We start from the raw sequence: 26468 nt of genomic DNA on the forward strand, positions 1-26468 counted from the left end.
AAAACGCCATCCTTTCCTATGATTCTACAGAAAGAATAGCGTATTTTTTCATTTTAGGGGGGATTTTATTTTGTTAGCTTGATAGCGATGTGGTGCTACCCCTTATATAACTTTTTTTATTTTTTGCGGTGATTGTTTCGTTTGAGTAATGATATTCTCTTTTCGTAATTCTTTAAAGAGCGACGTGACCATAAGAACGACTACAATAGAGAATGGTAAAGCTGCTATGATCGCTGCAATTTGCAGTGCATTTAACCCACCAGCTTGCAAGAGAATGGCTGCAATAGCTGCAATTGTTAATCCCCAAATAAGCTTCAAACTGTTTTTCGGTGATAAGTTACCATTGCTTGTTTGCATAGCAACAACAAATGTTGCGGAGTCAGCAGAGGTAACGAAGAATGTTGCGACTAAAATTAGTCCAATAATGGTCAAAAATGTTGAGAATGGTAAATGCGAAATGACAGCGAATAACCCAATTTCGGTACCATTTTTCGCAATTTCATCAGCAATTCCAAGTGATTGGAACATTTCCATATGAATAGCTGTACCGCCAAAGACAGCGAACCAAAATGTACAAATGAATGTTGGGATTAATACGACGCCGATAATAAATTCACGAATTGTACGTCCGCGAGAAACACGGGCAATGAATGTACCGACGAATGGAGACCAAGAAATCCACCAACCCCAGTAAAAAATAGTCCAATTTTCAATCCAAGAAGAGGATTCTTTGCTAAAAGCACCTAAATTTAATCCCATGCTTGGTAATGCTCCAATATAAGAGCCTAGTGTGGAAGTAAAATACTTCATGATAAAGACAGTTGGCCCTAAAATTAAAAAGGAAACGAGTAATATTCCAGCGAGGGAGAAGTTTAAGTTACTCAAATATTTAATCCCACGATCTAAGCCAGTTTGTGCACTTGTTAAATAGAGTACAGTGAAAATGGCAATAAGTACGAGTTGTGTACCAATTGCATTATTAATAGAAGGGAATAAATAGCTTAATCCTCCAGCGATTTGTTGTGCACCGATTCCTACGGATGGTACGATTCCAAATACAGTTGCTAAAACAGCCAAAATATCTACTGTTTTTCCAATAGGAGAATGTTTCGATCGATTAAATAATGGAGTAACTGTAGCGCCAATTGTACTACCTTTTTGTTTTCGGAATGTAAAATATGCAATTGTTAGAGCGACCATTGCATAAAGTGACCAAGGGAAGAGACCCCAGTGGAAAAATGAATATTGCATAGCAAGTTTAGCGCTTTCCTCAGTTCCAGGTTCACCAGTAAGCGGCGCTCCAAAGTGTGAAATGGGTTCAGTAATTCCATAAAAGAGAAGTCCGATGCCCATTCCTGCTCCAAATAACATGGAAAGCCAAGAGAGGTAACTATATTGCGGTTTTTCATCATCTTTACCAAGACGAATGGAGCCATACTTTGAAAATGCTAAATAACCAGCTAAAACAATCATTGTGGTCATAAGTAGAGAGTAAAACCATCCAAACTTATTGAGAATAAATGCGTTTAAAGAAGAGGTAACACTTTGTAAATCATAGCCTTGTATCCAACTTGCTGGAATTACACCCCATATAATAAATAAGGTTGTAAGCAAGATGGAGATATAGAATACACTGTTTTCTTTTTTTATCATAGAATCCCACCTTTTATTTAATAAAGTTAAAAATTATATTAATAATAACAATGATAGGATTAATTGTCAAAAAATTCGTTTTTCATAGGTGATATTGGGTACAGCCAACGTACTAACATAAAACCCACGTTAAGAATTATTTGCACCGTAAAAATACTGTACATTTTTGTTACAATGCTTTGCTTGAATCGCCTACTGGGGTAGCACCACATCGCCATCAAGTTAAGATAAATTTGTATCCATATAGCGAAAAAATTGCTATTCTTTTTGTAGAAATATGCAGAAAGGATGGCGTTTTTTATGAATCTTTTGATTCAAGATGAACTCCAATTATTTGCTGAGGAATTATATCAATATTTTACTCCTTCATTTTTAGAAGGGCTTGCTAGAGAATTAGATTTTGTTCAACGAAAGCGTAAGTTTTCAGGACAGGACTTAGCCACTATCTGTGTTTGGGTGAGTCAACGGATAGCGAGTGATTCTTTAGTTAGACTGTGTAGTCAACTACATGCAGTTACAGGAACTCTTATTAGTCCAGAAGGACTAAATAAACGGTTCAATAAAAAAGCTGTTTGCTTTTTAAAACATGTTTTTTCTGCATTATTAAAAAATAAGATTTGTGAAACCTCAGTGATTCCAAGCTCTTCAATCACCTATTTTCAAAGGATTCGTATTTTAGATGCGACGATTTTTCAAGTGCCAAAACATTTAGCTAGTGTGTATCCTGGATCAGGTGGTTGTGCACAAACAGCGGGTATAAAGATTCAATTAGAATATGATTTACATAGCGGACAGTTTTTAAATTTTCAAGTTGAACCAGGGAAGAATAATGATAAGACCTTTGGAACAGAATGTTTAGCGACATTACGGCCTGGCGATCTATGCATTCGGGATTTAGGCTATTATTCACTGGACGATTTAGATCAAATGGACCAACGAGGTGTGTATTATATATCGCGGCTTAAACTAAATAATATGGTGTATATCAAAAATGAGTTTCCTGAATACTTTCGAAATGGGACAGTAAAAAAACAGTCTCAGTACATCAAACACATTATGAATACCTTAAAACCAGGACAGGTCTATGAAATAACAGATGCTTATATTGGAAAGGATAAAAAACTATTTACACGCGTTATTATATATCGATTAACTGAAAAACAACTTCGAGAACGTAAGAAAAAACAAGTGTATACGGGGGTCCCGCCACATCGCCATCAAGCTAATAAAACAAAATACCCCCTAAAATGAAAAAATACTGTTGGTTTAAAACAAAGTTTGATTAAGAAAGTGTCACGAACGTTGATTTTGTAATAGAATAAGCCCTTTTATTTTGAAAAAAGATTGAACAAAATGGGTGGGTATAATTTTGTAGAGGAGTTATTTTTTATAAAAAAGTTTGAATAAAACTCACTTAGAATTCTTTAATCGAAAAGGAATAAAAGTAAACGTCAAAAAGAAGAAGAATTCGAGTTTAACAAGGACGCCGGCATGTACGTGTGTAAAGCTGGACAAGGAAAGAAAAATACAGGTGAAAATCAGAGAGATACGCGTGCGGCAAACAATATAATACATTTGGTTTCATTGGGATATCCTTTCTGAAACAGTCTAGGATCAGTGGCTATAATTCGCTTTTAAATAATCAACCCAAAGACTGTGTAATTCTGATTTGCTGACGCCAAATATTCGGTTATATTCCTCTGGGTGCCGAATGAAGTCGTTTAATTTCTCATATCCATATTTAATTACCAAAAATTCCACGATCGTATAGGAATATGGATACCCGTTCCTATACACGAATGCTGGCCCATTTATCTCGTCAAAGCTAGGTATTTTATCAGCAGAAACCAAGGTTGGGAGCACTTTTTGGGCATTAAGATCCGTATTCCCCAAATAATTGGCAACTCCTTCTTCCAGCCACGTAGGTCGTTTACTGTCAATATGAGACAGCACGACATGTGTAAATTCATGAATGCTTGAATTTAATATAGAAGACCGGTTTTTCGGTGATAAGATAAATAGTTCGTCATCGCTAAATACGCCTAATGACCAAAAATTAGAAAATAGCCCCAACGAATATACCAGATTGATTTGATTTGAAAAAACTGTTACTTTTGTCTTCGTCTTTGGCTCTGTTTTAAGTAAGCCAATGATACGCCCGTAATGCTGTTCTAAATTGTCAGCAAGCTTTACAACCTCTGAATAATCCGCTTTAGAGCTGTAAAAGATGAAGTGATCTGTTTCCTTCTGATTCTTATAAAAACTTGATTGTAAGGCAGTCATGTTCAAATAAATAAATATAAAAGAGGTCATGATGATGATAGTTAGAGTCGCCAACTTACCTATTTCGTGTGGAAATACAGGACTTCCATATGTTTTTTTAATTAATCGATAAGATGCGAAAATGATAAATGGCATCCAAATTAAACCGAAAATTGTCAATGCTTTATAGGAATCCCCGAGCCAGTAAAATATGAAATAAGACATAGTAGTCAACAAACAAGTTACGGTCCCAACCAAGCTCGATCCTTGCGATTTCCAGATCCACAACGACAACAAGCCAGGTATTACTAAATTGGCGACAATTAAATCAATTATCAACGTGACATCCTCCCAGAATGTTATAGAGTTAGACGGATAGGGTGACGCTCCGTTTTTTCTCTCTTCTCGAAGCCATACTCTCTATCAACTCAAAAATAATAGATGCGACTATTAATATATGCAGTGTGGATGGAATAAGACCTCCAATGACGACAATCGCGAGACTTTTCGACATCAGTCCTCCTTCAGGGGTACAGCCGCATGCCCATCAACTTAAGAATTTTATAGCACCCTAAAATGAAAAAATACGCTATTCTTTCTGTAGAATCATAGGAAAGGATGGCGTTTTTTATGTCTGTTTCTGTGTCTGACGAATTACAACTATTTGCTCAAGAGATTCAAAGTTTTTTATCTCCAAATACCTTACGGGATCTTGCTAGAGATGTTGGTTTTGTACAACGAACTAGTAAGTATCAAGCAAAAGATTTAGTCGCTTTATGTGTATGGGTGAGCCAAAATGTAGCTATGACTTCTTTAACTCAGTTATCTAGCTGTTTAGAAGCATCAACAGCAGTACTTATCAGTCCTGAAGGACTGAATCAACGATTTAATAAGGCGGCCGTCCAACTTTTACAACACATACTAGCTGAACTACTAAACCAAAAACTGATCTCATCTATGCCAATTTCTTCTCCATATACTTCTGTTTTCAAGCGTATTCGTATTTTAGATTCAACTGCATTTCAACTCCCGGATGTATTTTCATCGGTTTATCCAGGTGCAGGAGGATGCAGCCATACAGCTGGGATAAAAATTCAACTTGAGTATGATTTGTTAAGTGGGCAGTTTCTACATATTCATACAGGTCCAGGTAAACAACATGATCGCACTTACGGCTCTCTGTGTGCACCAACTGTGATAGCGAATGATTTATGTATCCGAGATTTAGGTTATTTTCATTTAAAAGACCTTCAATATATACAAGATAAAGAGGCCTACTATATCTCTCGTATCAAGTCGAATACACGTATATATCAAAAAAATCCTAACCCTGATTATTTTCAAGATGGAAGAATTAAGAAAGGTACAGAGTATATACAGATAGATATGGAGACGTTAATGAACTCCCTTCAACCAGGACAAACATGTGAAATAGCTGATGCTTATGTAGGAATGATTGATAAAGTGCCAGCTCGTGTAATTGTTCATCGATTAACAAAACAACAGCAACAAAAACGATTACAAGATCAAGCTGTAAGAGAAAAAAAGAAAGGAATGAAGTATTCTCCTCGTAGTAAACGACTCAGTGGTATCAATGTATATATGACAAACACCCCTACAGATATTGTCCCGATGGGACAGGTACATGACTGGTATTCTTTGCGTTGGCAAATCGAAATTTTATTTAAAACGTGGAAGTCATTCTTTCAAATTCATCATTGTAAAAAGATAAAACAAGAACGATTGGAGTGCCATTTATATGGTCAATTGATTGCCATTCTACTCTGTTCTTCTATCATGTTTCAAATGCGCCAATTGCTCCTCATGAAGAAAAAACGAGAGCTTAGTGAGTATAGAGCCATCTATATGATTAAAGACTATTTTCTTCTTCTATTCCAAACTATACAAAAAAACACCCAAGAGCTATCAAAGGTGTTACTTCGTCTGTTCAATCTCCTACAGCAAAACGGGCGGAAATCTCATCGATATGAGAAAAAAACGGTCTTTGATATATTAGGTGTCGTTTACAATTGTACCCTGTCTGATAATCAAGCTGCTTAATTCAAAAAAGTGGAACCCGTTAGGGGTTATTTCGTATGCAAATCTTTCAATCATCTACACTTGCCCTTTAGAAAAAAGAAACAATCTCGCCTAAAATTGACTTTGCATAAGCTTAGCTTGATAGCGATGGGGTCCCGCCAGCATTTCGGAAAAAAACCACGCTAAGTAAATTTGGATAAGAAAAGAGCCACATTTTACCCTATTAAGAGTAACGCGGCTCTTTAATCTTTAAAAAACGTAAAAATATAGTTTGTATAAATTAATTAAATTGCTGTAGAGAATTTAATAAGTTTTTATGAATACGTAATAATGTTTGAATTTCTGTTTCCTGAAGTTGTTCTAAGGCTAATGACATAGCTTTATAGGAAGTAGAATTTTCAATAGATTTTTTTGATGTTTCTTGACCCTTCGTTGTTACTTTTAATTTTATCTCTCTACGATCTTCTGATGAGGGCTTTCGTTCGATTAATCCTAGATTAACTAATTCATCCACATTTACACTCACTGTACTTTTAGGGACTGAAAGTCGTTCTGAAATACTTTTAAGAGTAATATTAGGAATGCCATAAATTGTGTTTAAAATTCCCATTTGTTGTACTGTTAATCCTAAACTAGAGGCATTTTGATTTATAAATTTTATAATTTCTTTATTTATTGCTACAAATGACTGTACAACTTCCTCTTCTTTTTTGAGGTTCTGATTTTTTTGTATCATTGTAGTAACTTCCTCTCTTTTTACATAGTTCACACTAAAACAGTTCGATGATGAACTGTTTTAGTGTGAACTACTTTCAGAGAAAAGTCAATTAATCCAATTTCAACATAAAACTACTTAATTCTAAAAACAATAAGAACGATTAATACAACACAATATCATTTGTGTTGTATTAAAAGAAGTAAAACTATTGAGATTGGTCGCTAACGCAACACAATTTATGTAAAATAGGGGTTCAGTCGCATGCCCATCAAGCTAAGAGTTTGAAGTATCCCCAAAACGAAATTTTTATCTCTTCATAGTTGTCTATGGGAATCCAATTCATTTGTTGTTTTAGGAAATAATGAATTTCTTAACTTGATGTTGGTGTGGTGAGATCCCTAAAAGATGATCTCTTTCCTTATCTTATCCTTTTACTTTATTAACTGATAAATTCAAGCGATAATTTCCAAATATAAGAATCTCATTTAACAAATTATTCAACTGTTCCTGTGACTCTAAAAAAACTTTTAATATATAGCAACCTTCTCCACTTATCTTATGAGCCTCTACAACAGAATCTTTTGTTACAATAAAATCTAAAAAACTAGAATGTTCATTAGTCTTCATAAAAATAGTAATAAAAGCCAAATGAGATTTCCCTAATTTCATCTCATCTAATAAAATTGTATAGGCTCTTATAATTCCCTCTTCCTCCAGTTTTCTAATCCTATTCGCAACAGCTTGCCCAGTCATATGTATTTCTTTACCAATATCTTTCCACTGTACCCTCGAATTTTCTTTTAACAAATTTAATATCTTAATATCTGTATAATCAACCATAATCTTAAATCCTTTCACGATGAAATTATTTGAAGCTAAAATCTTTCATGAGAATATTACAAATTTCATTTCATCTCCCTATAATAGAATTATAAAATAATTTTCAGAATATTGGGGGATGAAAAATGAAAACAGCTTTAGTATTAATTGATATTCAAAACGATTATTTTCCAAATGGAAAAATGGAGTTAAGTAAACCATTAGAAACTGTACAATATGCAAAACAAGTTTTAGATTTCTTCCGAGACAAAAAAAGACCTATTATCCATGTCCAACATATTTCAACTAAAGAAAATGCTACTTTTTTTCTTCCAAATACTGAAGGAGCAGAAATTCATCAAGAAGTAGAACCATTGGAAGAAGAATATTTGATACAAAAACATTTTCCAAATAGCTTCAGAGATACTAAATTATTAAATGTTCTTCAAAAAGAAAATATTGACACTCTTGTTATATGTGGAATGATGACTCATATGTGTATAGATGCAACTGTAAGAGCTGCTAATGATTTAGGATTTAACTGTATTGTTATAGAAAATGCTTGTACTACAAAAGATTTAGCATTCCAAGAAAACATTATTCCTGCCCAACAGGTACATCAATCTTTTATTAGTGCTTTAAACAATGTATATGCGGAAATAACCACATCAAACGCCCTGACACAAAAAGCAACTATATAAGACATAACACATCATTATTGGTAACGAGGAAACATGAGGATCCATTACTCTCATCAGAGATCTACCTGTTTCTCTTTGCATTCGCTTATACATCTTTTTATATATTTCTATCCTAGCGCGGCTTTTGGCCTTCCGACTGTTCCCTATGTCTCCCTATTTTTTGCATAAAATCTTGTAGGGGTACGGCAAAGATTACTACTTTTGGGGCCACTTATTATTTTAGTTAACAGAATTAAAGTTCCGTAAACTTTTTGAAATGAATTTAACAAGGTTTGTTTACGGAACACAGTTTAAAGAAATAATGCTATTCTTTTTGTAGAAATATACAGAAAGGATGGCGTTTTTAATGAATCCTATCATTTCAAATGAACTGAATCTTTTCGCGCAAGAGCTACAATACTTTTTATCTCCAGTAGTCCTACAAGATATCGCCAAACAAGTTGGCTTTGTACAGCGATCTAGTAAGTATCAAGCAAACGAACTCATTGCCCTTTGTGTATGGCTCAGTCAAGAAATTGCTAGCACATCACTTACACAATTGTGCAGTCAGTTAGAAGCTTCAACTGGGGTACTGATGAGCTCAGAAGGATTAAATCAACGCTTTAATCCAGCAGCTGTCGCATTTCTTCGAAAAGTCTTTACTTCTCTTCTCACACAAAAAATTTGTTCAAATCACTCACTTTCTGCACACGTGATTTCTACTTTCAATCGTATCCGTATTTTAGATGCAACAGTGTTTCAACTGCCTGACCATTTCGCCACTGACTATCAAGGTTCAGGTGGGAGTAGTAATACGGCAGGCGTGAAAATCCAATTGGAATATGATTTACTTAGTGGTCAATTTCTTAACGTGCAGCTTGGACCAGGAAAGAATAATGATAAAACATACGGTACCATATGCCTTGAAACCGTAGAAGCGGGCGATTTGTGTTTACGTGATCTTGGTTACTTCGATTTAGGAGACTTACAGACCATTCATGATAAAGAGGCTTACTATATCTCGCGGTTGAAGCTGAATACACGCATTTATATCAAGAACCCTGAGCCAGAATACTTCAACAATGGTACGTTAAAAAAGCAAACAGAATACATCCAGCTTGATATGACACAAATGTTGTCTGGTCTAATCCCTGGTGAAACGTTGGAAATCCCCGAGGCATTCATTGGCCAAAATCAGAAGCTTCCAGCACGTGTCATTATCCATCGTTTAACCGATGATCAAACACAACACGTCTGAAAAACCAAGCGATACGCGAAAAGAAAAAAGGCATTGTCATGAAGGATAAAAGTAAACGTTTAATGGGCATGAATGTATATATCACGAATACGTCGCTAGAAGAAGTACCGACGAACTACGTGCATTCATTATATTCACTTCGTTGGCAGATTGAAATTTTGTTTAAAACGTGGAAGTCATTCTTTGAAATTGATGAATGTCAAAATATAAAAAGAGAACGCCTAGAGTGCCATTTATATGGACAACTCATCGGCATTCTCCTCTGTTCTTCTACGATGTTTCAAATGCGACAATTTCTGCTTGAAAAGAAAAAGCAGGAACTGAGTGAATACAAAGCGATTTATATGATTAAAGATTACTTTCCGTTACTGCTTCAAGCGATAGCTGTTGGCACAGAAGAACTTTTAAAAATTCTGCATCGCCTTTATCAACTGCTCAAAAAGAACGGTCGTAAATGCCATAGACATAAGAAGATGACCGTCTTTGATATTCTAGGGATTGTGTATAAAACGACGGTGAAGCATAGACAAGCTGCCTAGCGAAAAAATCGCGTTTTAATAGGCTTATTTAGCATGCCTACTTTTTTATCACTTGCTAGTTTTGAAACAAGGATTATTTCGTACCTAGTAAATTACTTGGCTAGCTTGATGGGCATGTGGCGGGACCCCTTATTGAACTAACGCATCTGTTCGTTAAGTGTAACTCTTCACAATTACTTGATATTATATAGGTGAATAGAAAGATAAATTAAAATTTAGTTTAGTAGTTGTAAAAGTAGGTTATTTATATTATTCTATTATAATTTTTTAAAAAGGAGAGTTTATGAAAAAGATTACTGTTTTTGTATTAACGATATTTATATTATTCTCAGGATTCGCAACACAAAGTTATGCGTTGTCTGATTCGAAATCTGCGGCAATACAAGCGTTGCTAGATGATGCCACTCGTATATCAGGTGTGCCGGGAATGTCAATCTCAATACTTGCTGATGATGAAGTGTTCTACTTTTCTTCAGGGTATGCTGACCGTGAAAAGGGGTTGTCTGCAAGTGAAAATACACTCTATGAGTTAGCCTCGGTCAGTAAAGCTTTTACCGGTATGGGTATTATGCTGTTGGAAGAGCAAGGGCTGCTCTCAATGACTGACCCTGTCCAAAAATATTTACCTTGGTTTACGTTAAAGTATCAAGGGAAACCTGTTGATATGCAAAGCCTTACACTAAATAACTTTCTTCACCATACCAGTGGTCTAACAAATATTAGGCATACTCAAAGTATTCCACAAGGCAATACACCGGATATGTTGCAAAAGACTGTGGAAATGCTCGTAGATGCTGAATTGGCGTTCCCTCCCGGTGAACAGTATAACTATGGAACCGTTAATTATGACGTATTGGGTTTGGTTATTGAGATTGTGTCGCGACAAAGCTATGAAGACTTTATGAGGGAACAGGTATTTCAGCCGTTAGGTCTTCACCAGACGTATGTTTATAAAGAAGATGCTCAAGCCACTGGACAGTTGGCACAGGGCTACCGTTCTTCCTTTTTTATGACAACTCCATTTAAAGCTCCGGATTATGCTGGGAATAAGCCCGCAGGCTACATCATTTCTAATACAAAAGATATGGCGCGTTGGATGGGCATACAGATGGGTATTGTGCAGGACATACCCGAAATATTTCACACGGTTATCGAAAAATCACATAGGGGTGATATGTCTGTTTCGGCTGTCAACGATATGTATTATGCGGCAGGCTGGTCGGTAAACGCCGACCAAACGATTATAGAACACACTGGGGGCAATCCAAATTTCAGAACCGAAGTAGTCATACTGCTAAATGAACGAACAGCCGTCTGCTTGCTGAGCAACGGCGCAAATACCAATATAAACCTGGTACTAAAAGTTAAAGATATATTAGACGGCAATCTAACTCAGTCATATGAAATAAGCGGCACACAGCTTTTGGATATTATTTTGTCGTCTATCACAATTATTCTTTGCCTATTGGCCGTTTTGCTATTTCTCTTAGGATTACGCAGAAGGAAAACGAATGAGCGGCAGCCAATGACAAAAAAGAGAATAATCGTAACAGTTATTTTCCTGATCGCTACGATTGCCCTGGGTATACTGTGCTGTGCTTTCGATTGGTCAACGATACTTATTTGGCAAACATATAGTGTTCTTACAGCTTTGATTTCGTCAGCATTATTAACAGCAAGCATTACATGGTTTGTATACACTCACCGATAAAATACCTCGCTCCCAAGATAAGCATAATGTTAAGTAATTAAATTTCAATTTATCGATATGCTTAATTTGAAAAACATAAGACACTTCGGTGTCTTTTTTAATATCATCGACAATTTTCCCAGTCAAACCTAATTACTATTGCTTCCACTAACCTGCTCCGTTCGTGGAATAAGGATTTTTAAACAACTATATTATTTTTTAAATGACTTTATTAAAAATTAAACAACTTTATTATTTCTGCACACTTATTTATAATTGATTAAGAGTTGGAGTAGTAATCTGTCATCTGTTCCTTTTTTAAAGAAGATTGATCTCAATCTTCTATTTTTTTTGTGTTTTTTCCTCTTCCCTCGAAAAAAGGAAAAATAATTACTTAAGAATTGTGGAAATAGCTTGCTTGTAGACTAGTTGTTGCTTACCATTAGCCATCATAAGAACGGTGAATTTATCTGTTGCAAGGATCTGCCCACGTATGGGAACGCCACTCTTTAAAAATATAGTGATGTCCCCTTTTTTTCCTTTTAATTGCTCATACATATCTTCTTGTAAGTTATACATGAAATGCGCCCCCTTTTTGTATTTACTTTTCTTTTAATACTTGCTGCCGCTCATTGTTGTCTATTTGTATTTCCCATTCACCTTCTATTTTTCTAAACCATTTTCCTATTTTGCTTACATAGTATTTTTTCACTTCACCATACGGAATCCAAATTTCACGTTCCTGTATTTGATCCATCACTTCATGAAGAATCTCATCATGCTCGTATTTTTTAGGTTTTCGATGATGAGTTCTTACAAACTGTATGTATTCCCTACGTAACCAATTAGAAATATGATCTTTTTGTTTTTGCCGGAGATGTGACCACTTTTTATTTGTCTGAAGGAGTTTTCCATTTACTTTTATATGGTTTTTCATCAACACTCATCCCCTTTTACCATCTAAATGCATATATACAACTATCGTATCACATTTAAATTAAAATACGGCTCTAGGTACATATTTCGCAAGTAATCTATCCGAAATAAAAATAATATCCAAAACAGACGAGACCGAATCCATTGAGCGGATTAATTAGGCATAAAAATTAAATGTAGACTATTGATTATGTTTTTGTTTTTTATTGAAAATTTCGGTACGTGAAATTTTTTGTTTCTACTGTTAAATGTAGGTTGGATGTTTTTGCCCATCGCCCCGAAATGGGGGATTAAGCCTGGTTAATTAAAAAATAATACGTTGTGTCAAAAAGTACACTTTATGACATAGCTGAAAAACTAGAATTTTCCGTTTCAAAATTACAACTTAATAACATTTGAAACGTGTCAATGCAATTGTACATATTTTGAAATGTATATTTTTTAAAAGTAACCTTAAAACCCTTATTTATAAGGAATTTTCACGATATATTTTTCTTATTCCCCCATTTCGAGGGGATGGGCAAAAATACCCAATTCTTAACTGTTATGCTTCTTTCTTCAATTGTGTTCCATAAACTTAATGTATCATCGATTTTAAATGTGTTCCGTAAACAGTATCTATTATATTAAGTTTAATAAATGGAGATATATTCATTTGTAAAATAATTATTACATACACAGGAGGTTATGAAATGGATATGGAATGTACAATTTTTTGTTTTGGGAGTGTTATAAAATTCTTAAGTTGATGGGCGTGTGGGGGTACCCCTTGTATCAAAAATATATTTAACAATTATTTCCTTATTGGGAGCTGATATGTTGTACAATTAGATGATAGGAGGGGGATATATAAAATGAAAAGGGGCAGAAAGAGTACTATTAGAATTCTTATTATTGTTGCACTGGTTTCAGCTATTGGATATGCAATATACGAAGGGATAATAAAAGAACGATATCCTAACGTTGTAGAAGGTGATAAGGCTCCGGATTTTGCACTAAAATCCATTGATAATGAAAAGGTTGAAATAAATAATATAACAAAAGATGGTGTCATCATTAACTCTTGGGCAACTTGGTGTGACTACTGTCAAAGAGAGATGCCTGCCTTTGAAAATATATATAAGCAATACAAAGATAAAAACATAGAAATCATTTCAATTAACCTACAAGAGCCAGAAACTGATGTGAAGAAATATATAAAAGAAAAAGAGTTATCATTTCCGGTTGTTATAGATACTGAAGGTGAAGTGAGTAAAAAATATCAAGTTACAACAGTACCAACAACCTATTTATTAGATTCAAAGGGAAAAGTCATCAAAAAGAATGTTGGCGAAATGGATGAGAAGATGTTAGAGGGATGGATGAAACAAATCACACATTAATAAAACAAGCATAATTATTAAAAAGAGTAATTAACAAGGAATTGTTTGATATATGAACAGCTCCTTTTTTGTTTTATATCGAATTATTACTTGTAATCTTCTTTGCTCCATTTTTTATAAAGATCCATCATTGTTTTGATTTCAGTGTTATTCATTGTTTACCACCTCGTAAATTTGTTTTTAAATCGGAAAGTTCATAAAGGAGTATCGCCATCAAGCTAAAAGAACGAGTTATCCCAAAACAATAAATACGAGCAAAATGCACAAAATTTTCGTTCTGGGAGTGGTATTAGATTTTAACTTGATGGGTATGGGGTACCGCCACATCGCTATCAAGCTAATAAAAAGAAATGCCCCCTAAATGAAATATTTACTTTTCTTCAATAAACTAACAAACTAAAGTTTATATACGTAAAAAGAATTGCTGTTGTTAAATAAGCGACCTGATTACTTCTCATAATCATTCTTATGAGAAGTACAAAAAAGTTAATATTTTACTAGCTTTTTTATGTATACATTGTTCGTGAATAATAAAGTTGTTCAAAAATATTGATTATGTAATGAAATTTCATTACACATCTTTTGTATTATTGTTATTCGATTAGATATGCTTATAAACTTTAATAATTAATAACCAATTTATTTATAGCAGAAAGAAGTCTATGCTTTATTTATAAATTCGTTTGAATGGAGTGAAACTATGAAAGTATTTGACACACATTTACATATTATCGATCCAGAATTTCCATTGTACGAAAATCAAGGGTATATGCCAGATCCATTTACGTCTGAAGATTATTTACAAACTGTCAGCAATTTAAATGTAATTGGTGGGGCAATTGTCTCTGGTTCCTTTCAAAAGTTTGATCAAACTTACTTAGTAAATGCATTACAAACATTAGGGAAGAACTTTGTTGGTGTCACGCAGTTACCCTATGATACATCAGATGATGAAATTATTAAATTGAATGAGAAAGGTGTTAAGGCACTTCGTTTTAACGTAAATCGAGGTGGTTCAGAGGATATATCACGTTTAGACAATTTTGCTAGAAGAGTATATGATTTAGTAAATTGGCATACAGAGCTTTATATTAATTCAAATGCCTTACCAGAGATAACTAATATATTAGAAAAACTGCCAAAAGTATCAATTGATCATCTAGGTTTATCAAAAGAAGGTCTCCCTAATTTATTAGCATTAGTCGAAAAAGGGGTTCGAATAAAAGCTACTGGATTTGGAAGAATTGACTTTGATGCTGCTGAAGCAATGAAAGCAATTTATTCGATTAACCCTGATGCGTTAATGTTTGGAACTGATCTGCCTTCAACAAGGGCAAAGATACCATTCCGATATTCAGATATAGAGTTAATTAAAAATGAATTTGAGGAAGAAGCCATAAAAAAAATTCTTTATAAAAACGCCTTTGACTGGTATCTAAAATAAGGGTTCGACCCTCGGTATCTTTTATTGTACGTGAAGCATGACGAAGATTTTGAAATCCTGCTGATTTGGCAAAACGGCTCTTTACATACCTTTGATCCTGTTCTATATGATTGTTTAAATGTTTGATTATACAACGGATTGTAGTTTGATAAAATCCTTGTTTTCTTAATTTGTTAAATGCGCAAAGTAATGCCGGCGCCTTGTCTGTAGTGAGAACCGTTGGTCCTCCAAAATGTTTTACTAATCTTTTCATGAAGGCATAGCCAGCCTGATGATTCTGTTTTTTACGAAGTTAAATATCCAATGTGATTCCATCTTTATCAATTGCACGATAGAGATAATACCATTCTCCCATAACTTTGATATAAGTCTCATCCAAATGCCAAGATAAGCGTGCAGATTTATTTTTCACTTTCCAAATTTGATAAATGAGATTTCCATATTCATGAACCCATCGCATGATGGTTGTTGGGTGACCACGTTCTTTCAGGATCTCAGATACATCGCGATAACTTAAAGAAAAACGGTAGTAGTACAGGGCGGCTACTAAAGTAATATCTTTCTTGAATTGTTTTCCTTTTAAATATTCCATGTCTGATTCGCCTAGATTCTGTTTTCTAGAGTGTAGCTTCATGTAGAAAACCTTGCAACAGAACCAAATAAACTCCCCTTAAATAGGGGAGTTTATTTATGATTTATCCTGAGTATTTATAATGGTTAATTTTTTGCAAATAAATTACTGTGTGATTTTATACCTCAACTTTCTTAATTACTATCGTTGGTGGTATGTTCTGAAGAGTAGTCAAGCCTGCCTCGACATATAATTTAAAGGAAATTAGACATTTATACATATTTTGTATATAAATTAACCGGTTCCTTGTATGTTAAGGAACCGGTTGTTGACTTATTTAAAGAAGTTATATTATATTAATTACTTCCTTGCGGATTTATATTTCACTTCACCTTCATTATATTCTTTAGTAGTACCGTGTCCTGAATTCTCATCTTGGAAAGTATTTACTTGATCTTGGTCAGACTCACTTATGTCATCTTGAATAATAACATTTGTTACATATCCCATTAAAATACCAATTATAACGAGGCTACTGCAAACACATACTTTAATCCACGTTCCTCTCATTCTCTTCATTCCTCTCTTAGCTGTAGCATCTATTCTTTATAAAAAGCGTATAAATTGAACTTACAGTTACTTTGAAGTTATGCCATTCTTTGTTTTCTCTAAAATTTATAATGGTTAATTTTTTACAAATAAATTACTGTGTGATTTTATACCTCGACTTTCTTAATCACTATCGTTGGCGATATATTCTGGAGAGTAGTCAAGTCTGCCTCGACATATACATATTTTGTATATAAATTAACCGGTTCCTTGTATGTTAAGGAACCGGTTGTTGACTTATTTAAAGAAGTTATATTTTATTAATTACTTCCTTGGGGCTTAGATTTCACTTCGTCTTCATTATATTCTTTAGTAGTACCGTGTCCTGAATTCCCACCTTCAATAAATGAGGGTTGTCTTTGATTCGAGTTTATCCCATCTTGGAAAGTATTTACTTGATCTTGGTTAGACTCATTTATGTCATCTTGAATAATAACATGTGTTACATATCCTATTAAAATACCAATTATAATTAGGCTACTGCAAACACATACTTTAATCCACGTTCCTTTCATTCTCTTCATTCCTCTCTTAGCTGTAGCATCTATTCTTTATAAAAAGTGTATAAGTTGAACTTACAGTTACTTTGAAGTTATGCCATTCTTTGTTTTCTCTAAAGTAAATACATTCATTTTCAAGAAACATCTAGTACAACTAAATTCTGTTTTTGTAGATAAACAGCTTTGTCTGACTGTTTGGCCACGTCTTGTGAATGAGTTACAACAATAATACACTTATTTTCTTTATGTGCTAATTCTTTAAACAACTCAATAATTTCCATGGACGTTTCTTGATCTAAGTTTCCAGTTGGTTCATCTGCAATTAACAAATCTACATTACAAGATAACGCACGAGCGATTGCGACACGTTGTTGTTGACCACCGCTAAGCTGTAATACATTTCTTTTTGCTTCTATTTCTGTCAATCCAACTTTTTTTAGTAGATCCAATGCTCTTGTCTTTTTATCTTTTACATCGACTCCTGTTATTTCCATTGCTGTTATAACATTTTGAAGTGCAGTCATATAAGTAATGAGATTATAAGATTGAAAGATAATGGATACATACTGATTTCGATAGGAGTCGAGACCAATTTTACGTATATCCGTTCCTTTATATAAGACATATCCACTTTTTGGAACGTCTAATCCACTGGCTAAACTAAGAGTTGTTGTTTTTCCTGAACCGGATGGCCCTAAGATAGTATAAAAACTTCCAGTTTGAAAAGAAAAATTTACATTTTGTAAGATTGTAGTTCTCTTATTATTACTTTCATAATGATAATTGATATTTTTAAACTGCAAAATTGTCTCCATATGAATTCTCCTTATTCGTCTTTTAATAAAATCTGTTTTGGATTTAAACGAAGAATTGATAATGCTGGAAGAATCGTTGCCAGCATAGCGATTCCTAATCCAATCCCCCCTACTTTTCCTAAATCTTCAGTTGAAATACTTACATCGATTTTATCAACCGGATCTACGCCTGCAGTAGGATTACCACTGAATTTTGCTATAGGATCTTCCGGTTTATCTTCATTCTTTGCTATTTCACTAGATAACAGATTATCACCGATTTTTTGGGAAACTTTCTCTCCTGTTGCTAAAGATAAACCAAATGCTAATACAGCAATACATACTACCTCAACTAGTAATTGGCCCATTAACTTCCACTTTTTCTCACCTATAGATAACAAAATCCCCATTTCTTTCCTACGTTCCTTAATAGAGAGCATAATTATTAATCCTAAAATAGTTGCACCTGCAATAGACACCATAATTACAATCGTTTTCGAAAAAGATGCAATATTTTCGATTGGACCAATCATCTGTTGATAAACGTTATCTTGTGCATCTAATTCATAGTACGCTGGTAACCCTAATTTTTTTGCTTCCTCTTTAAATGCATCAATATCCTTAGGGTCCTTTAATGAATAGATTGCATTTTCCAATGAATTCATAACAGAATACGGTACATATATTTGATTAGCAGGCTCTAATAAAGCAAAAGATTGTCCTCCAAAAGATGGGGCCTCTTCTTTAGTCTCATATATACCTATAATTTCTAGCTCTTTCGTGGTAAGTTCCTCATCCATTACTTCACCTATCTGTAGTTTATCACCCACTTTTAAATTGTTTTTTTCAGCTAGTTTTTTTTCAATCATAGCAACGTTTTTTCCTACTGTTTTTGGCGTAATTTCCTCTCCTTCAACAAGCTTTAATTTTTTGTCTTGAGCAGCTTCTAATGAAGAAAAGTCTCTAACACCCTGTAAAGTGAAATTTAAATTATTATTTGGGCCAAATGATTGAGCTCCTCCAAATGGTTCGACATTATGAAGCTCTTTCAGCTCAGCAATAGCACTTTTTAGATAATTATAGTGATCTAAATACTTAGAGTTCTTTAATTTATCAGCTTCTTTTTCTTCGATACCAGGTACCTTTCTTGCTTCATTAGCATTTTGATTACTGTTTTGTTCTTCTAAATACTTATTTATATCGATTTTTAAGTTGATATCAGCTCCTAATTGTTTTCTGGCTAAATCGGTTGCTTTACTGGATGCACTTTGAATCGTAAAACCAGCGAATACCAAATTAATAACAACTAGAAAGATAGCAATTAATATAAGTGACTTTCCCTTCCTTGATTGTAAACTTAAAAATGATCGTTTGATAAAATTCATGTTCTCTAACCTCCTTGATGCCATAGTAAAGTATCAATCTGGAGTATATATGTAGATTAACTAGAGATATGTGGATTTTATATGAGGTTTTGGCGCGAAAAAAATTCAGAATAATTAGAAGTAACCTCTTAAACTTGGACATACTAATAGGCGTACCGCCCACATTTTAACGAGAATATACGATAAGCAAATTCGACATAGAAAGAGTCAATCTTCTACTTTAAGAAAAATTTATTCCTTTTAGGGGTCACTATACATGCCCATCAACTTAATAAATTGGTAGTTCCCCAAAACGAGAAAATTGTACATTTTAATCTGGAGATGTCAATTTTCTCATTTTGGGGTATTTGCTTTTCTTAGGTTGATGGTGATGGGTCTGTACCCCTATTAATAAAATTAAATTCATCAATCATTACATATCTATGTTAATATTTTAATTAACAAATATTAATATGGAGGATTAAACATGAACAATCTAAAAAACTTCTTAAAAGAGAACCCTTTTATTAAATATTCTTTATATATAATATTAGGAGCCGGAGTAATAAGAACAGGTTATGAATTTGGCTATTTTATTACAAACCTCACATTATAAAACAAGAAGTGGTGTTAATTAACATAACACCACTTATCGGTATTCAATATATCTAGAAAAGTCCCTTCAGAAGATCTGAAGGGACTTTTCTAGATATAATCTGTATTATTAGTAATTACTCACTATTATTCTTCCTATTTTTTGTAGAATCTCTTCAAGGTGATACCATTCAGCATTTGTATCAGTAGTTTCAATTAGACCTATTACAATAATCTTTCTATCTTCAAATTCGAAATATCCTATATCATTACAGATCCCATCGAGACCACCAGTCATATGATACCAATTATAATATTTATTTAACTTAAAACCATCTTCATCATTTTGTTGTTCTAAGCTCTTTATAATTAAATGTTTAGAGATACTGTCCAAAAGTTCTCCTTCTAATAAAAGTGACAAAATTTTATGTATTCCATTAGGAGTACCCAAGTTATTGGCTATGTCTTTATTATCATTATCAACTTTTATTTCTATATTTAACTCTACAAGTCGGCGGTTTATTTCTTCGCTTGATATTTCTTCCAATAATCTTTTATAAGAACTACCACAATGCTTACTAATGACATTAAAAATGTTTTCTCTATTTATATTGATATTTTTAGCTAAAGCGAAAATGGCTGTGATTAATTTTGAAACACTAGCTAATGGAAACCAGTCATTTTCATTTATCACTATTTGCTCTTTTGTTTTGGTATCTAGTAAATAAAACCCTAATTTAACATTTGACGGCACTAACTGTGTGATCTCACTCTTTAAAATCATTGCTCTCTCCCATTCCAACTCCTATTTTTTACGCATTGCTTAGATTCAATATATTTTTTAGTTCACATAAAATCCGAGGGCGGAAGTAATTCTGCTTGTATCTTTTGAAAGGAGTTGTATTGTGGTTTGTTATATATTATTCTTCCCACCACTCATTTTCAATTGCATTTTCAATTCCCTCTAATAAGTGTTCGTAAAAGTTGTCTGCTTCTGGATAGATACCTTTTTCATGGGCACTCCAGTTTACAATAGGACATTCATTGTTCATCATTTTTTCCGTATCTAAACAATAGGAATACTCATCGCAATGCTCAATAATAATATATCCTTTCGGAATGTTGAAGGACTTAAATCTGTCATGGTAATACAAAATATCGTTGCAGCCGTTCACATTTACACCATTGCCTCCTCCGCCATATTCCTTTAGAAACCATCGGTAACTGCCCGAAAGCTTTACGTTCAGTCTCTCTTCAACTTCTTGAATGGTTTCTTCTTTCTCTTTATAGAAATGCTCCCTTAAATTATTGAATTCAAGTAGTTCTCTAATTTTACTGCGATACAACTCCATTTATGTTCCTCTCCTTTTTTCATCTCAACAGCAAACCCCTCCTGTTTGGAGGGAGGGCCAATCTTTGTTTTGTTTTTCTAACAGTTGAATAACCCTATCTAACTTTTGCTCAACTGGATCTTGCTTTTTGCGATTGCTGGTATGCCGAATTATACGTATAATCCCGCCAAACAGTGCACCGATGATTATTGCAATAATGATGTAAGAAATAGTGGTTCCTAAAGGCATTATTCAGAACCCCCTTTTTCCTTATTGTACCATTTAGGAGGAGTAATATGTTGTGTAATTTTGGTTGTATATAGTATTCATGTGGGGTTAACATAACTTCTCATTATCAGTAGTCAATAATGAATAAAATTTTCGTTATGGGGGGATTTTGATTCTTTAGGTTGATGGCGATGTGGCGGTACCCCATCGCCATCAACCTAAGATTTTAAAGTAACCCCTAAATGGAATTTTTGTGTTTTTTAGCACCGAAGTTCACTTTTATCGTTTTGGAGGCGTTTATTTTTCTTAAGTTGATGGGTATGGGTCCCGCCAACATTTTAACGAAAATATACACTAAGTAAATTTCGGCATAAAAAAAGCCGATTATTCCCACGTTAAAGAACCATCGGCTTTAATTTATTTAAATTATAAGTTTCTGTACATTCATGAGTAAGTAGATGGTTCCCAATTATTAAGATTGATAGTAAGGTAATAAATACAGAATTAAGATCCTTGCCACTAAACCAACGCAAAAATCCCATATCCTCATCACGGTTGTTCCCTGCTTATTCATGATTAAACTTTTTATTAATAATCCAATAATTCGTTACGAAGAGTGTCAATAAAATCAAAAAAACAGTTAGTAGTATATTGCTTATTGCGTTTGAATTTACTAATCCCGTAACTAGCGTTTCCATTGCATGTTTACTCATACTGGCTGGATTAATCTGATTCATTATTGGACTCAAACCGACGATTAATCTACAACCTAAAAGGAAAACTATTGAAATTAACGCAATAATACCTTGACTGTAAAAAATAGTACTTATCATTGTTGTGAAAGATACGATAAAAAGAACCCAAATTAGATAAAATATTAACCCAGTAATCATGTGTAAAAATGGAACAGCAGTAAAAAGATAATTTACATATAGATAAGAGGTAAAGTATCCAATTGTTACACTAAAAGCTACCATTAAATAATTTGATACTATTTTCCCACCTATATATGAAGTAACAGTAACGGGCCTTGTTAAAATAAAGGCCAACATACCGTTTGCTTTATCTGTTTGAATGACACCCATCATAGAAATTACTAGAATCATAATTCCAAGCTGATCAAACTGGGATCCCAAAGTACTCGCTAGTACTTCGCCTCCTTTTTGTGCTGCCATACTCGAATCAATGGTAATACCCTGACCGCCACCTAATGCTTCTAGAATTGATGGCAAGTAATGAGTTACTACCGGCTGTGTTGCCCCTAAAAATATAAAAACAACTGGTAGCCAAATCACCTTAAAATCACGTAACATTTGAACACATTCTTTTTTTATCAATACCATTAAGTTATTCATTTTTGCACCACCAATTTCAAGAAAATTTCTTCTAAAGTATCGTTGCTCACTTCAAACTTAACGATGTCCACTTTATGTTCGAGTGCATTTTGGAGCAATAAATTTTTGTTTACTTCGATACTTTCAACCTTCACTTTAACTTTAAGCCCAATCACTTCTACGTCCTTCACATAAGGTAATTTTTTAACAACGTCAATCCATTTTTGATCTTTAGCTGTGATTTCAATAATTAATTTATTTTCATTATTACGGTGTAAAAGCTCAGTAATCGTTGTATCTTCTATTTTTGTTCCATCTTTTATAATGACAAATCGTTCACAGATTTCTTCTGCATCGCTTAATATATGGGTTGATAATAAAATGGTTGTATCTTTTTTTATTTCTTCAATCAGATTCAATACTTCCCGTCGGCCGATTGGATCTAATGCGGATACCGGTTCATCCATGACAATTAGTGAAGGTTTATGCAATAATGCTTGTGCAATACCAAGTCGTTGTTTCATTCCACCAGAAAATGTACCAACCTTTGAGTTTTCTTCGCCCCTTAGTCCAACTTTCTCCAAAATTTTTGGAATTGACTTAGACAATTCTTCTTTTTTCAATCCCGAAAGTTGCCCCATAAACGTAAGGGTTTCTCTCGCTGTCATCCAATGAAAAAAATTAGGGTATTGCGGTAGGTAACCAATTTCTCTTTTCATTTTTGATATTTTTATCCCATTCAACAAAACTTCACCAGCATTCGGATTAATAATATCCGAAATCACTTTTATTAATGTGGATTTACCTGCTCCATTCGGTCCAATTAATCCGGCGCATTCCCCCGATTGCAGTTCCATCGAGAAATTATTGACAGCAATTTTCCCTTTAAATGATTTTGTTACATTTCTAATCTCTAATTTCACGATTTCTCACTGTCCTTTCTCCCTATAACAAAGTACAGAATAGGTCCCAATACATTGACAAAAAGAATAATTAGCGTCCATACAAGTACATTTTTTCTTGTTTTCCTATGTCGGTATAAATCAATTAGTGCAATGAAAACTAATAGTGCCCCCACTGCAATAATCGGCAATACAATGGGGAGAAAAGCCATAATATCAATGTCTTTAAGGTCATTCAATCCATAATGTAGTTGCATTTTCACCATTCCTTCCTAAATTCATTATCATTATTAATAATGATAAAACAAGAGTGGATACATTGCAATCATTATTCTCATTATTTATAATGAGAATAAAATAAATAATAAATAAGGTGATATAGTGAGTAATAAAGTTGAAGTTTTAATGCATCCCGTAAGAATGAAAATTTGCCAAGTACTTATGAGAAATAAGGAAAATGGGTTAACACCATTAGAAATGGTAAAAATCATTGAAAATGTACCACAAGCAACTCTATATAGACATCTACAAACCATGGTTGATTCTGGTATTGTCCATGTGATTAAAGAAAAAAAAGTGAAATCTGTTTCTGAAAAATATTACGCAATAAATGAAGAAGATGCAAAAATTGAAGGAAGTGAATGGAAGGGATTATCTAATAAGGAAAAGTTAAACTACATTTCCTATTACCAGTTATCACTTATGACACAATATCAAAGTTATCTTAAGAAATTAGATGAACAAAACAGCCAAGAAGATAATGCTACTTTTTCTGTCGTGGAATTAAAGTTAGATGAGGAACACTTTATAAAATTTCAAAACGAACTTAATGAATTAATGACTAAATACTACCATGCCCAAAGTAAGGGCAACGCAATAGAGGCTCCAGTTCGGACCATCGCTATTACAATTATTCCAGAAACTTAAACTAATCCGATATAAAAAATACAGGCTGATGATTCTTTAGCGTAGGAAAAATCGGCTTTTTTAAGTCGAAATTTACTTAGCGTATGTTTTTCGCTTTTATTGATAGGACTTTATCGCTATTAAGCTAATAAAATAAAATTTTCTTAAAATGAAAAAATACGCTATTCTTTCTGTAGAATCATAGGAAAGGATGGCGTTTTTGTATGTCTATTTCTGTATCTGATGAATTACAATTATTTGCTCAAGAAATTCAAAGCTTCTTATCCCCAAATATCTTACGAACTCTTGCTAGAGATGTTGGTTTTGTGCAACGAACCAGTAAGTACCAAGCAAAAGATTTAGTCGCTTTATGTGTATGGATGAACCAAAATGTCGCTACGACGTCTTTAACTCAGTTATCTAGCTGTTTAGAAGCATCAACAGAAGTACTCATCAGTCCTGAAGGACTGAATCAACGATTTAATCAAGCGGCTGTCCAATTTTTACAACATCTATTAGCTGAACTATTAAAGCAAAAATTGACCTCATCTATGCCGATTTTATCTCCATATACTTCTGTTTTCAAGCGTATCCGTATTTTAGATTCAACTGCCTTTCAACTCCCGGATGTATTTTCATCGGTTTATCCAGGTGCAGGAGGATGCAGCCATACAGCTGGGATAAAAATTCAACTTGAGTATGATTTGTTAAGTGGACAGTTCCTACATATTCATACAGGTCCAGGTAAACAACATGATCGTACTTACGGCTCTCTGTGTGCTCCAACTGTGACAGCGAATGATTTATGTATCCGAGATTTAGGTTATTTTCATTTAAAAGACCTTCAATTAATAGCGTTAGATGTAAAGTACATATTTCTGCAAATAAAGGTAAAGAAACTCCTTCATAACCTTCGATTTCAAATTGTGGTAACCTTTGAATCATTAAAATATCTAAAGCTACAAAAAGTTCTCGTGCAGTTGCTCTAGCTTCTTCTACCTCTATAGATTCATTTTTCTCATGAGATGCAATTGTTTTTGTTGCTGCTAAAAATCGATTAGCAAGATCATTAAATCCTTTGTATTCTGCATTTAATATCTTCTTTCTTTCTTCGGTAAGTCTTTTGTTTAACAGTTTTTCAACTTCTGCAAGTATTTGTTCCATAGTAAGTGGTGAAGATCCTGGGAAAATTAAGCTTTTTAGAAAATTCAACCCTTCACCTAAAGTCCAACCGCCAATAGAAGATCCTACCCATGTTACAATTGGAGCTATCGGTAGTACTCTTGGAATTGCTGGTGTTAATTGACTATTAGAGTTCGTGTTAACACTTTCGTTCTTATTTGAAGTCATATGTGCAAAACACTCCTTTTCCTTTTGAGTATATTCCTAAAACAGATGTCTCTTAATATACATATTGTTCACATGCTCCATAAGGGATTTTTATTTTAGGGATTTTCAAATGTGAATTTTTTCTAACTGCACTTCGTATTTTACTATTTTTATCCATAAAATATATTGAGAAAAAATTAAACTTGCTGGTATCGCTTGTTGTTGTGGGACTCCTCTTTTAAATAAAAAACTCATTTTACTAATAAGGTGTCTTAATCAGAAACATATAAATAACGTTAGCATGGATCTAGTGTTATATTTTTTGTTTATGTATGATTTAACCGCTTCGTTGTCAATGTTTTGAATGTATACTTTTGTTGTTAATTTTGAGGACATGAAGATATTTGTTGTGAAGTCAATGATTCAGGTGATTTGAAAGTAAACTCCTGGCTAAAAGTTTACATTCGGGTTTTGAAAATATTTACAACTAAATTTGTATTAAATTTCTCAATATAGATATACTTGTCAATTATGGTTTTAATATTCAAAATTAACAAAAATTAAAGTATAATAAAAATGTGATGG

General features: G+C 33.6%; 24 protein-coding genes and 5 pseudogenes. 10 read left to right on the forward strand and 19 right to left on the reverse strand.

Annotation, left to right across the window (positions count from 1 at the left end; all coding sequences use genetic code 11):
• Window positions 1–102: 102 nt before the first annotated feature.
• The gene (gene opuD / locus ACFVQC_RS25555) at window positions 103–1653 is read right to left on the reverse strand and encodes a glycine betaine transporter OpuD (protein WP_377899578.1); all 1551 of its coding nucleotides are present in this window, start codon (window positions 1651–1653) and stop codon (window positions 103–105) included.
• A gap of 300 nt (window positions 1654–1953) precedes the next feature.
• On the opposite strand from opuD, the pseudogene ACFVQC_RS25560 reads away from it, so the two are divergent.
• A pseudogene (locus ACFVQC_RS25560) lies at window positions 1954–2850 on the forward strand (IS4 family transposase); the annotation flags it as partial.
• Between the two features lie 417 nt (window positions 2851–3267).
• Here the strand turns inward: ACFVQC_RS25560 and ACFVQC_RS25565 are convergent.
• Together ACFVQC_RS25565 and ACFVQC_RS25570 are read right to left on the reverse strand one after the other, a co-directional pair.
• Window positions 3268–4152, reverse strand: a complete 885-nt coding sequence (locus tag ACFVQC_RS25565) for a peptidase MA family metallohydrolase (protein WP_377899579.1) — start codon at window positions 4150–4152, stop codon at window positions 3268–3270.
• A 130-nt stretch (window positions 4153–4282) separates the two neighbouring features.
• Window positions 4283–4429: a hypothetical protein gene (locus ACFVQC_RS25570; RefSeq protein WP_377899580.1), complete on the reverse strand. Its 147-nt coding sequence runs from the start codon at window positions 4427–4429 to the stop codon at window positions 4283–4285.
• Window positions 4430–4545: 116 nt separating this feature from the next.
• Here ACFVQC_RS25570 and ACFVQC_RS25575 point away from each other — a divergent pair, with 116 nt between their 5' ends.
• Window positions 4546–5976 carry an IS4 family transposase gene (locus ACFVQC_RS25575; protein WP_377899581.1) on the forward strand — a complete coding sequence of 477 codons (1431 nt, stop codon included), beginning with the start codon at window positions 4546–4548 and terminating at the stop codon, window positions 5974–5976.
• Window positions 5977–6235: 259 nt separating this feature from the next.
• Here the strand turns inward: ACFVQC_RS25575 and ACFVQC_RS25580 are convergent, their stop codons facing one another.
• Window positions 6236–6691 carry a MarR family winged helix-turn-helix transcriptional regulator gene (locus tag ACFVQC_RS25580; RefSeq protein ID WP_098540440.1) on the reverse strand — a complete coding sequence of 152 codons (456 nt, stop codon included), beginning with the start codon at window positions 6689–6691 and terminating at the stop codon, window positions 6236–6238.
• A gap of 405 nt (window positions 6692–7096) precedes the next feature.
• On the reverse strand, window positions 7097–7513 hold the full coding sequence (locus ACFVQC_RS25585; protein WP_377899582.1) for an Lrp/AsnC family transcriptional regulator: 417 nt from the start codon (window positions 7511–7513) through the stop codon (window positions 7097–7099).
• Window positions 7514–7638: 125 nt separating this feature from the next.
• Here ACFVQC_RS25585 and ACFVQC_RS25590 point away from each other — a divergent pair, with 125 nt between their 5' ends.
• From ACFVQC_RS25590 to ACFVQC_RS25600, 3 genes and pseudogenes are all read left to right on the forward strand, one after another.
• Window positions 7639–8193, forward strand: a complete 555-nt coding sequence (locus ACFVQC_RS25590; protein ID WP_377863289.1) for a cysteine hydrolase family protein — start codon at window positions 7639–7641, stop codon at window positions 8191–8193.
• A gap of 346 nt (window positions 8194–8539) precedes the next feature.
• A pseudogene (locus ACFVQC_RS25595) lies at window positions 8540–9969 on the forward strand (IS4 family transposase).
• A 283-nt stretch (window positions 9970–10252) separates the two neighbouring features.
• Window positions 10253–11680 carry a serine hydrolase domain-containing protein gene (locus tag ACFVQC_RS25600; RefSeq protein WP_377899583.1) on the forward strand — a complete coding sequence of 476 codons (1428 nt, stop codon included), beginning with the start codon at window positions 10253–10255 and terminating at the stop codon, window positions 11678–11680.
• A 369-nt stretch (window positions 11681–12049) separates the two neighbouring features.
• Here the strand turns inward: ACFVQC_RS25600 and hfq are convergent, their stop codons facing one another.
• Entirely contained in the window at window positions 12050–12238 is a 189-nt protein-coding gene (gene hfq / locus ACFVQC_RS25605) for an RNA chaperone Hfq (RefSeq protein WP_377899584.1), read from the reverse strand.
• A 22-nt stretch (window positions 12239–12260) separates the two neighbouring features.
• Window positions 12261–12596: a transposase gene (locus tag ACFVQC_RS25610; RefSeq protein ID WP_377899585.1), complete on the reverse strand. Its 336-nt coding sequence runs from the start codon at window positions 12594–12596 to the stop codon at window positions 12261–12263.
• 853 nt (window positions 12597–13449) lie between these two features.
• On the opposite strand from ACFVQC_RS25610, the gene resA reads away from it, so the two are divergent.
• Together resA and ACFVQC_RS25620 are read left to right on the forward strand one after the other, a co-directional pair.
• A complete protein-coding gene (gene resA, locus ACFVQC_RS25615; protein ID WP_377899586.1) occupies window positions 13450–13977 on the forward strand; it encodes a thiol-disulfide oxidoreductase ResA in 528 nt (175 codons plus the stop codon).
• Between the two features lie 700 nt (window positions 13978–14677).
• Window positions 14678–15421 (forward strand): amidohydrolase family protein, encoded by a 744-nt coding sequence (locus tag ACFVQC_RS25620; RefSeq protein ID WP_377899587.1) that lies wholly within the window; start codon window positions 14678–14680, stop codon window positions 15419–15421.
• Between the two features lie 10 nt (window positions 15422–15431).
• Here the strand turns inward: ACFVQC_RS25620 and ACFVQC_RS25625 are convergent.
• From ACFVQC_RS25625 to ACFVQC_RS25645, 5 genes and pseudogenes are all read right to left on the reverse strand, one after another.
• Window positions 15432–16013: pseudogene (locus ACFVQC_RS25625) on the reverse strand (IS6 family transposase); the annotation flags it as partial.
• Between the two features lie 339 nt (window positions 16014–16352).
• Window positions 16353–16562: a hypothetical protein gene (locus ACFVQC_RS25630; protein WP_377899588.1), complete on the reverse strand. Its 210-nt coding sequence runs from the start codon at window positions 16560–16562 to the stop codon at window positions 16353–16355.
• 299 nt (window positions 16563–16861) lie between these two features.
• Window positions 16862–17116 (reverse strand): hypothetical protein, encoded by a 255-nt coding sequence (locus tag ACFVQC_RS25635; protein ID WP_377899589.1) that lies wholly within the window; start codon window positions 17114–17116, stop codon window positions 16862–16864.
• A 119-nt stretch (window positions 17117–17235) separates the two neighbouring features.
• Window positions 17236–17916, reverse strand: coding sequence for an ABC transporter ATP-binding protein (locus ACFVQC_RS25640; RefSeq protein WP_377896110.1), 681 nt, complete (start codon window positions 17914–17916; stop codon window positions 17236–17238).
• 11 nt (window positions 17917–17927) lie between these two features.
• Entirely contained in the window at window positions 17928–19280 is a 1353-nt protein-coding gene (locus ACFVQC_RS25645; RefSeq protein ID WP_377899590.1) for an ABC transporter permease, read from the reverse strand.
• Between the two features lie 466 nt (window positions 19281–19746).
• Between ACFVQC_RS25645 and ACFVQC_RS25650 the strand changes: the two genes are divergently transcribed.
• Window positions 19747–19875: a hypothetical protein gene (locus ACFVQC_RS25650; RefSeq protein ID WP_001061243.1), complete on the forward strand. Its 129-nt coding sequence runs from the start codon at window positions 19747–19749 to the stop codon at window positions 19873–19875.
• 108 nt (window positions 19876–19983) lie between these two features.
• On the opposite strand, the gene ACFVQC_RS25655 is transcribed toward ACFVQC_RS25650, so the two are convergent.
• The 6 genes from ACFVQC_RS25655 to ACFVQC_RS25680 all read right to left on the reverse strand — a co-directional run bounded on the left by ACFVQC_RS25655 (window position 19984) and on the right by ACFVQC_RS25680 (window position 23905).
• Window positions 19984–20637 carry a serine hydrolase gene (locus ACFVQC_RS25655; protein ID WP_377899591.1) on the reverse strand — a complete coding sequence of 218 codons (654 nt, stop codon included), beginning with the start codon at window positions 20635–20637 and terminating at the stop codon, window positions 19984–19986.
• A 136-nt stretch (window positions 20638–20773) separates the two neighbouring features.
• On the reverse strand, window positions 20774–21205 hold the full coding sequence (locus tag ACFVQC_RS25660) for an SMI1/KNR4 family protein (RefSeq protein WP_377899593.1): 432 nt from the start codon (window positions 21203–21205) through the stop codon (window positions 20774–20776).
• A gap of 24 nt (window positions 21206–21229) precedes the next feature.
• Window positions 21230–21433, reverse strand: coding sequence for a DUF4083 domain-containing protein (locus tag ACFVQC_RS25665; RefSeq protein WP_377899594.1), 204 nt, complete (start codon window positions 21431–21433; stop codon window positions 21230–21232).
• A 545-nt stretch (window positions 21434–21978) separates the two neighbouring features.
• A complete protein-coding gene (locus ACFVQC_RS25670; RefSeq protein WP_377899595.1) occupies window positions 21979–22767 on the reverse strand; it encodes an ABC transporter permease subunit in 789 nt (262 codons plus the stop codon).
• On the reverse strand, window positions 22764–23669 hold the full coding sequence (locus tag ACFVQC_RS25675) for an ABC transporter ATP-binding protein (RefSeq protein WP_377899596.1): 906 nt from the start codon (window positions 23667–23669) through the stop codon (window positions 22764–22766). The genes ACFVQC_RS25670 and ACFVQC_RS25675 overlap by 4 nt, the downstream gene beginning before the upstream one ends.
• A complete protein-coding gene (locus tag ACFVQC_RS25680; protein WP_001175967.1) occupies window positions 23666–23905 on the reverse strand; it encodes a PLD nuclease N-terminal domain-containing protein in 240 nt (79 codons plus the stop codon). Before ACFVQC_RS25680 ends, ACFVQC_RS25675 begins: the two co-directional genes overlap by 4 nt.
• Before the next feature lie 124 nt (window positions 23906–24029).
• Between ACFVQC_RS25680 and ACFVQC_RS25685 the strand changes: the two genes are divergently transcribed.
• Window positions 24030–24575: a transcriptional regulator gene (locus tag ACFVQC_RS25685; protein WP_377899597.1), complete on the forward strand. Its 546-nt coding sequence runs from the start codon at window positions 24030–24032 to the stop codon at window positions 24573–24575.
• Window positions 24576–24778: 203 nt separating this feature from the next.
• Window positions 24779–25444 (forward strand): annotated as a pseudogene (locus ACFVQC_RS25690) (IS4 family transposase); the annotation flags it as partial.
• Here ACFVQC_RS25690 and ACFVQC_RS25695 read toward each other — a convergent pair.
• A pseudogene (locus ACFVQC_RS25695) lies at window positions 25434–25904 on the reverse strand (hypothetical protein); the annotation flags it as partial. The pseudogenes ACFVQC_RS25690 and ACFVQC_RS25695 overlap by 11 nt on opposite strands.
• Window positions 25905–26468 lie beyond the last annotated feature (564 nt).

The organism is Bacillus sp. NPDC057893 (assembly GCF_042796455.1).
Classification (GTDB): Bacteria; Bacillota; Bacilli; order Bacillales; family Bacillaceae_G; genus Bacillus_A.

Excerpts from the sequence above, each read along its gene's own strand:
- opuD (WP_377899578.1), bottom strand. The coding sequence starts at position 1,653 with ATGATAAAAAAAGAAAACAGTGTATTCTATATCTCCATCTTGCTTACA.
- ACFVQC_RS25570 (WP_377899580.1), bottom strand. The coding sequence starts at position 4,429 with ATGTCGAAAAGTCTCGCGATTGTCGTCATTGGAGGTCTTATTCCATCC.
- ACFVQC_RS25575 (WP_377899581.1), top strand. The coding sequence starts at position 4,546 with ATGTCTGTTTCTGTGTCTGACGAATTACAACTATTTGCTCAAGAGATT.
- ACFVQC_RS25580 (WP_098540440.1), bottom strand. The coding sequence starts at position 6,691 with ATGATACAAAAAAATCAGAACCTCAAAAAAGAAGAGGAAGTTGTACAG.
- ACFVQC_RS25585 (WP_377899582.1), bottom strand. The coding sequence starts at position 7,513 with ATGGTTGATTATACAGATATTAAGATATTAAATTTGTTAAAAGAAAAT.
- ACFVQC_RS25590 (WP_377863289.1), top strand. The coding sequence starts at position 7,639 with ATGAAAACAGCTTTAGTATTAATTGATATTCAAAACGATTATTTTCCA.
- ACFVQC_RS25600 (WP_377899583.1), top strand. The coding sequence starts at position 10,253 with ATGAAAAAGATTACTGTTTTTGTATTAACGATATTTATATTATTCTCA.
- hfq (WP_377899584.1), bottom strand. The coding sequence starts at position 12,238 with ATGTATAACTTACAAGAAGATATGTATGAGCAATTAAAAGGAAAAAAA.
- ACFVQC_RS25610 (WP_377899585.1), bottom strand. The coding sequence starts at position 12,596 with ATGAAAAACCATATAAAAGTAAATGGAAAACTCCTTCAGACAAATAAA.
- resA (WP_377899586.1), top strand. The coding sequence starts at position 13,450 with ATGAAAAGGGGCAGAAAGAGTACTATTAGAATTCTTATTATTGTTGCA.
- ACFVQC_RS25620 (WP_377899587.1), top strand. The coding sequence starts at position 14,678 with ATGAAAGTATTTGACACACATTTACATATTATCGATCCAGAATTTCCA.
- ACFVQC_RS25630 (WP_377899588.1), bottom strand. The coding sequence starts at position 16,562 with ATGAGAGGAACGTGGATTAAAGTATGTGTTTGCAGTAGCCTCGTTATA.
- ACFVQC_RS25635 (WP_377899589.1), bottom strand. The coding sequence starts at position 17,116 with ATGAAAGGAACGTGGATTAAAGTATGTGTTTGCAGTAGCCTAATTATA.
- ACFVQC_RS25640 (WP_377896110.1), bottom strand. The coding sequence starts at position 17,916 with ATGGAGACAATTTTGCAGTTTAAAAATATCAATTATCATTATGAAAGT.
- ACFVQC_RS25645 (WP_377899590.1), bottom strand. The coding sequence starts at position 19,280 with ATGAATTTTATCAAACGATCATTTTTAAGTTTACAATCAAGGAAGGGA.
- ACFVQC_RS25650 (WP_001061243.1), top strand. The coding sequence starts at position 19,747 with ATGAACAATCTAAAAAACTTCTTAAAAGAGAACCCTTTTATTAAATAT.
- ACFVQC_RS25655 (WP_377899591.1), bottom strand. The coding sequence starts at position 20,637 with ATGATTTTAAAGAGTGAGATCACACAGTTAGTGCCGTCAAATGTTAAA.
- ACFVQC_RS25660 (WP_377899593.1), bottom strand. The coding sequence starts at position 21,205 with ATGGAGTTGTATCGCAGTAAAATTAGAGAACTACTTGAATTCAATAAT.
- ACFVQC_RS25665 (WP_377899594.1), bottom strand. The coding sequence starts at position 21,433 with ATGCCTTTAGGAACCACTATTTCTTACATCATTATTGCAATAATCATC.
- ACFVQC_RS25670 (WP_377899595.1), bottom strand. The coding sequence starts at position 22,767 with ATGAATAACTTAATGGTATTGATAAAAAAAGAATGTGTTCAAATGTTA.
- ACFVQC_RS25680 (WP_001175967.1), bottom strand. The coding sequence starts at position 23,905 with ATGCAACTACATTATGGATTGAATGACCTTAAAGACATTGATATTATG.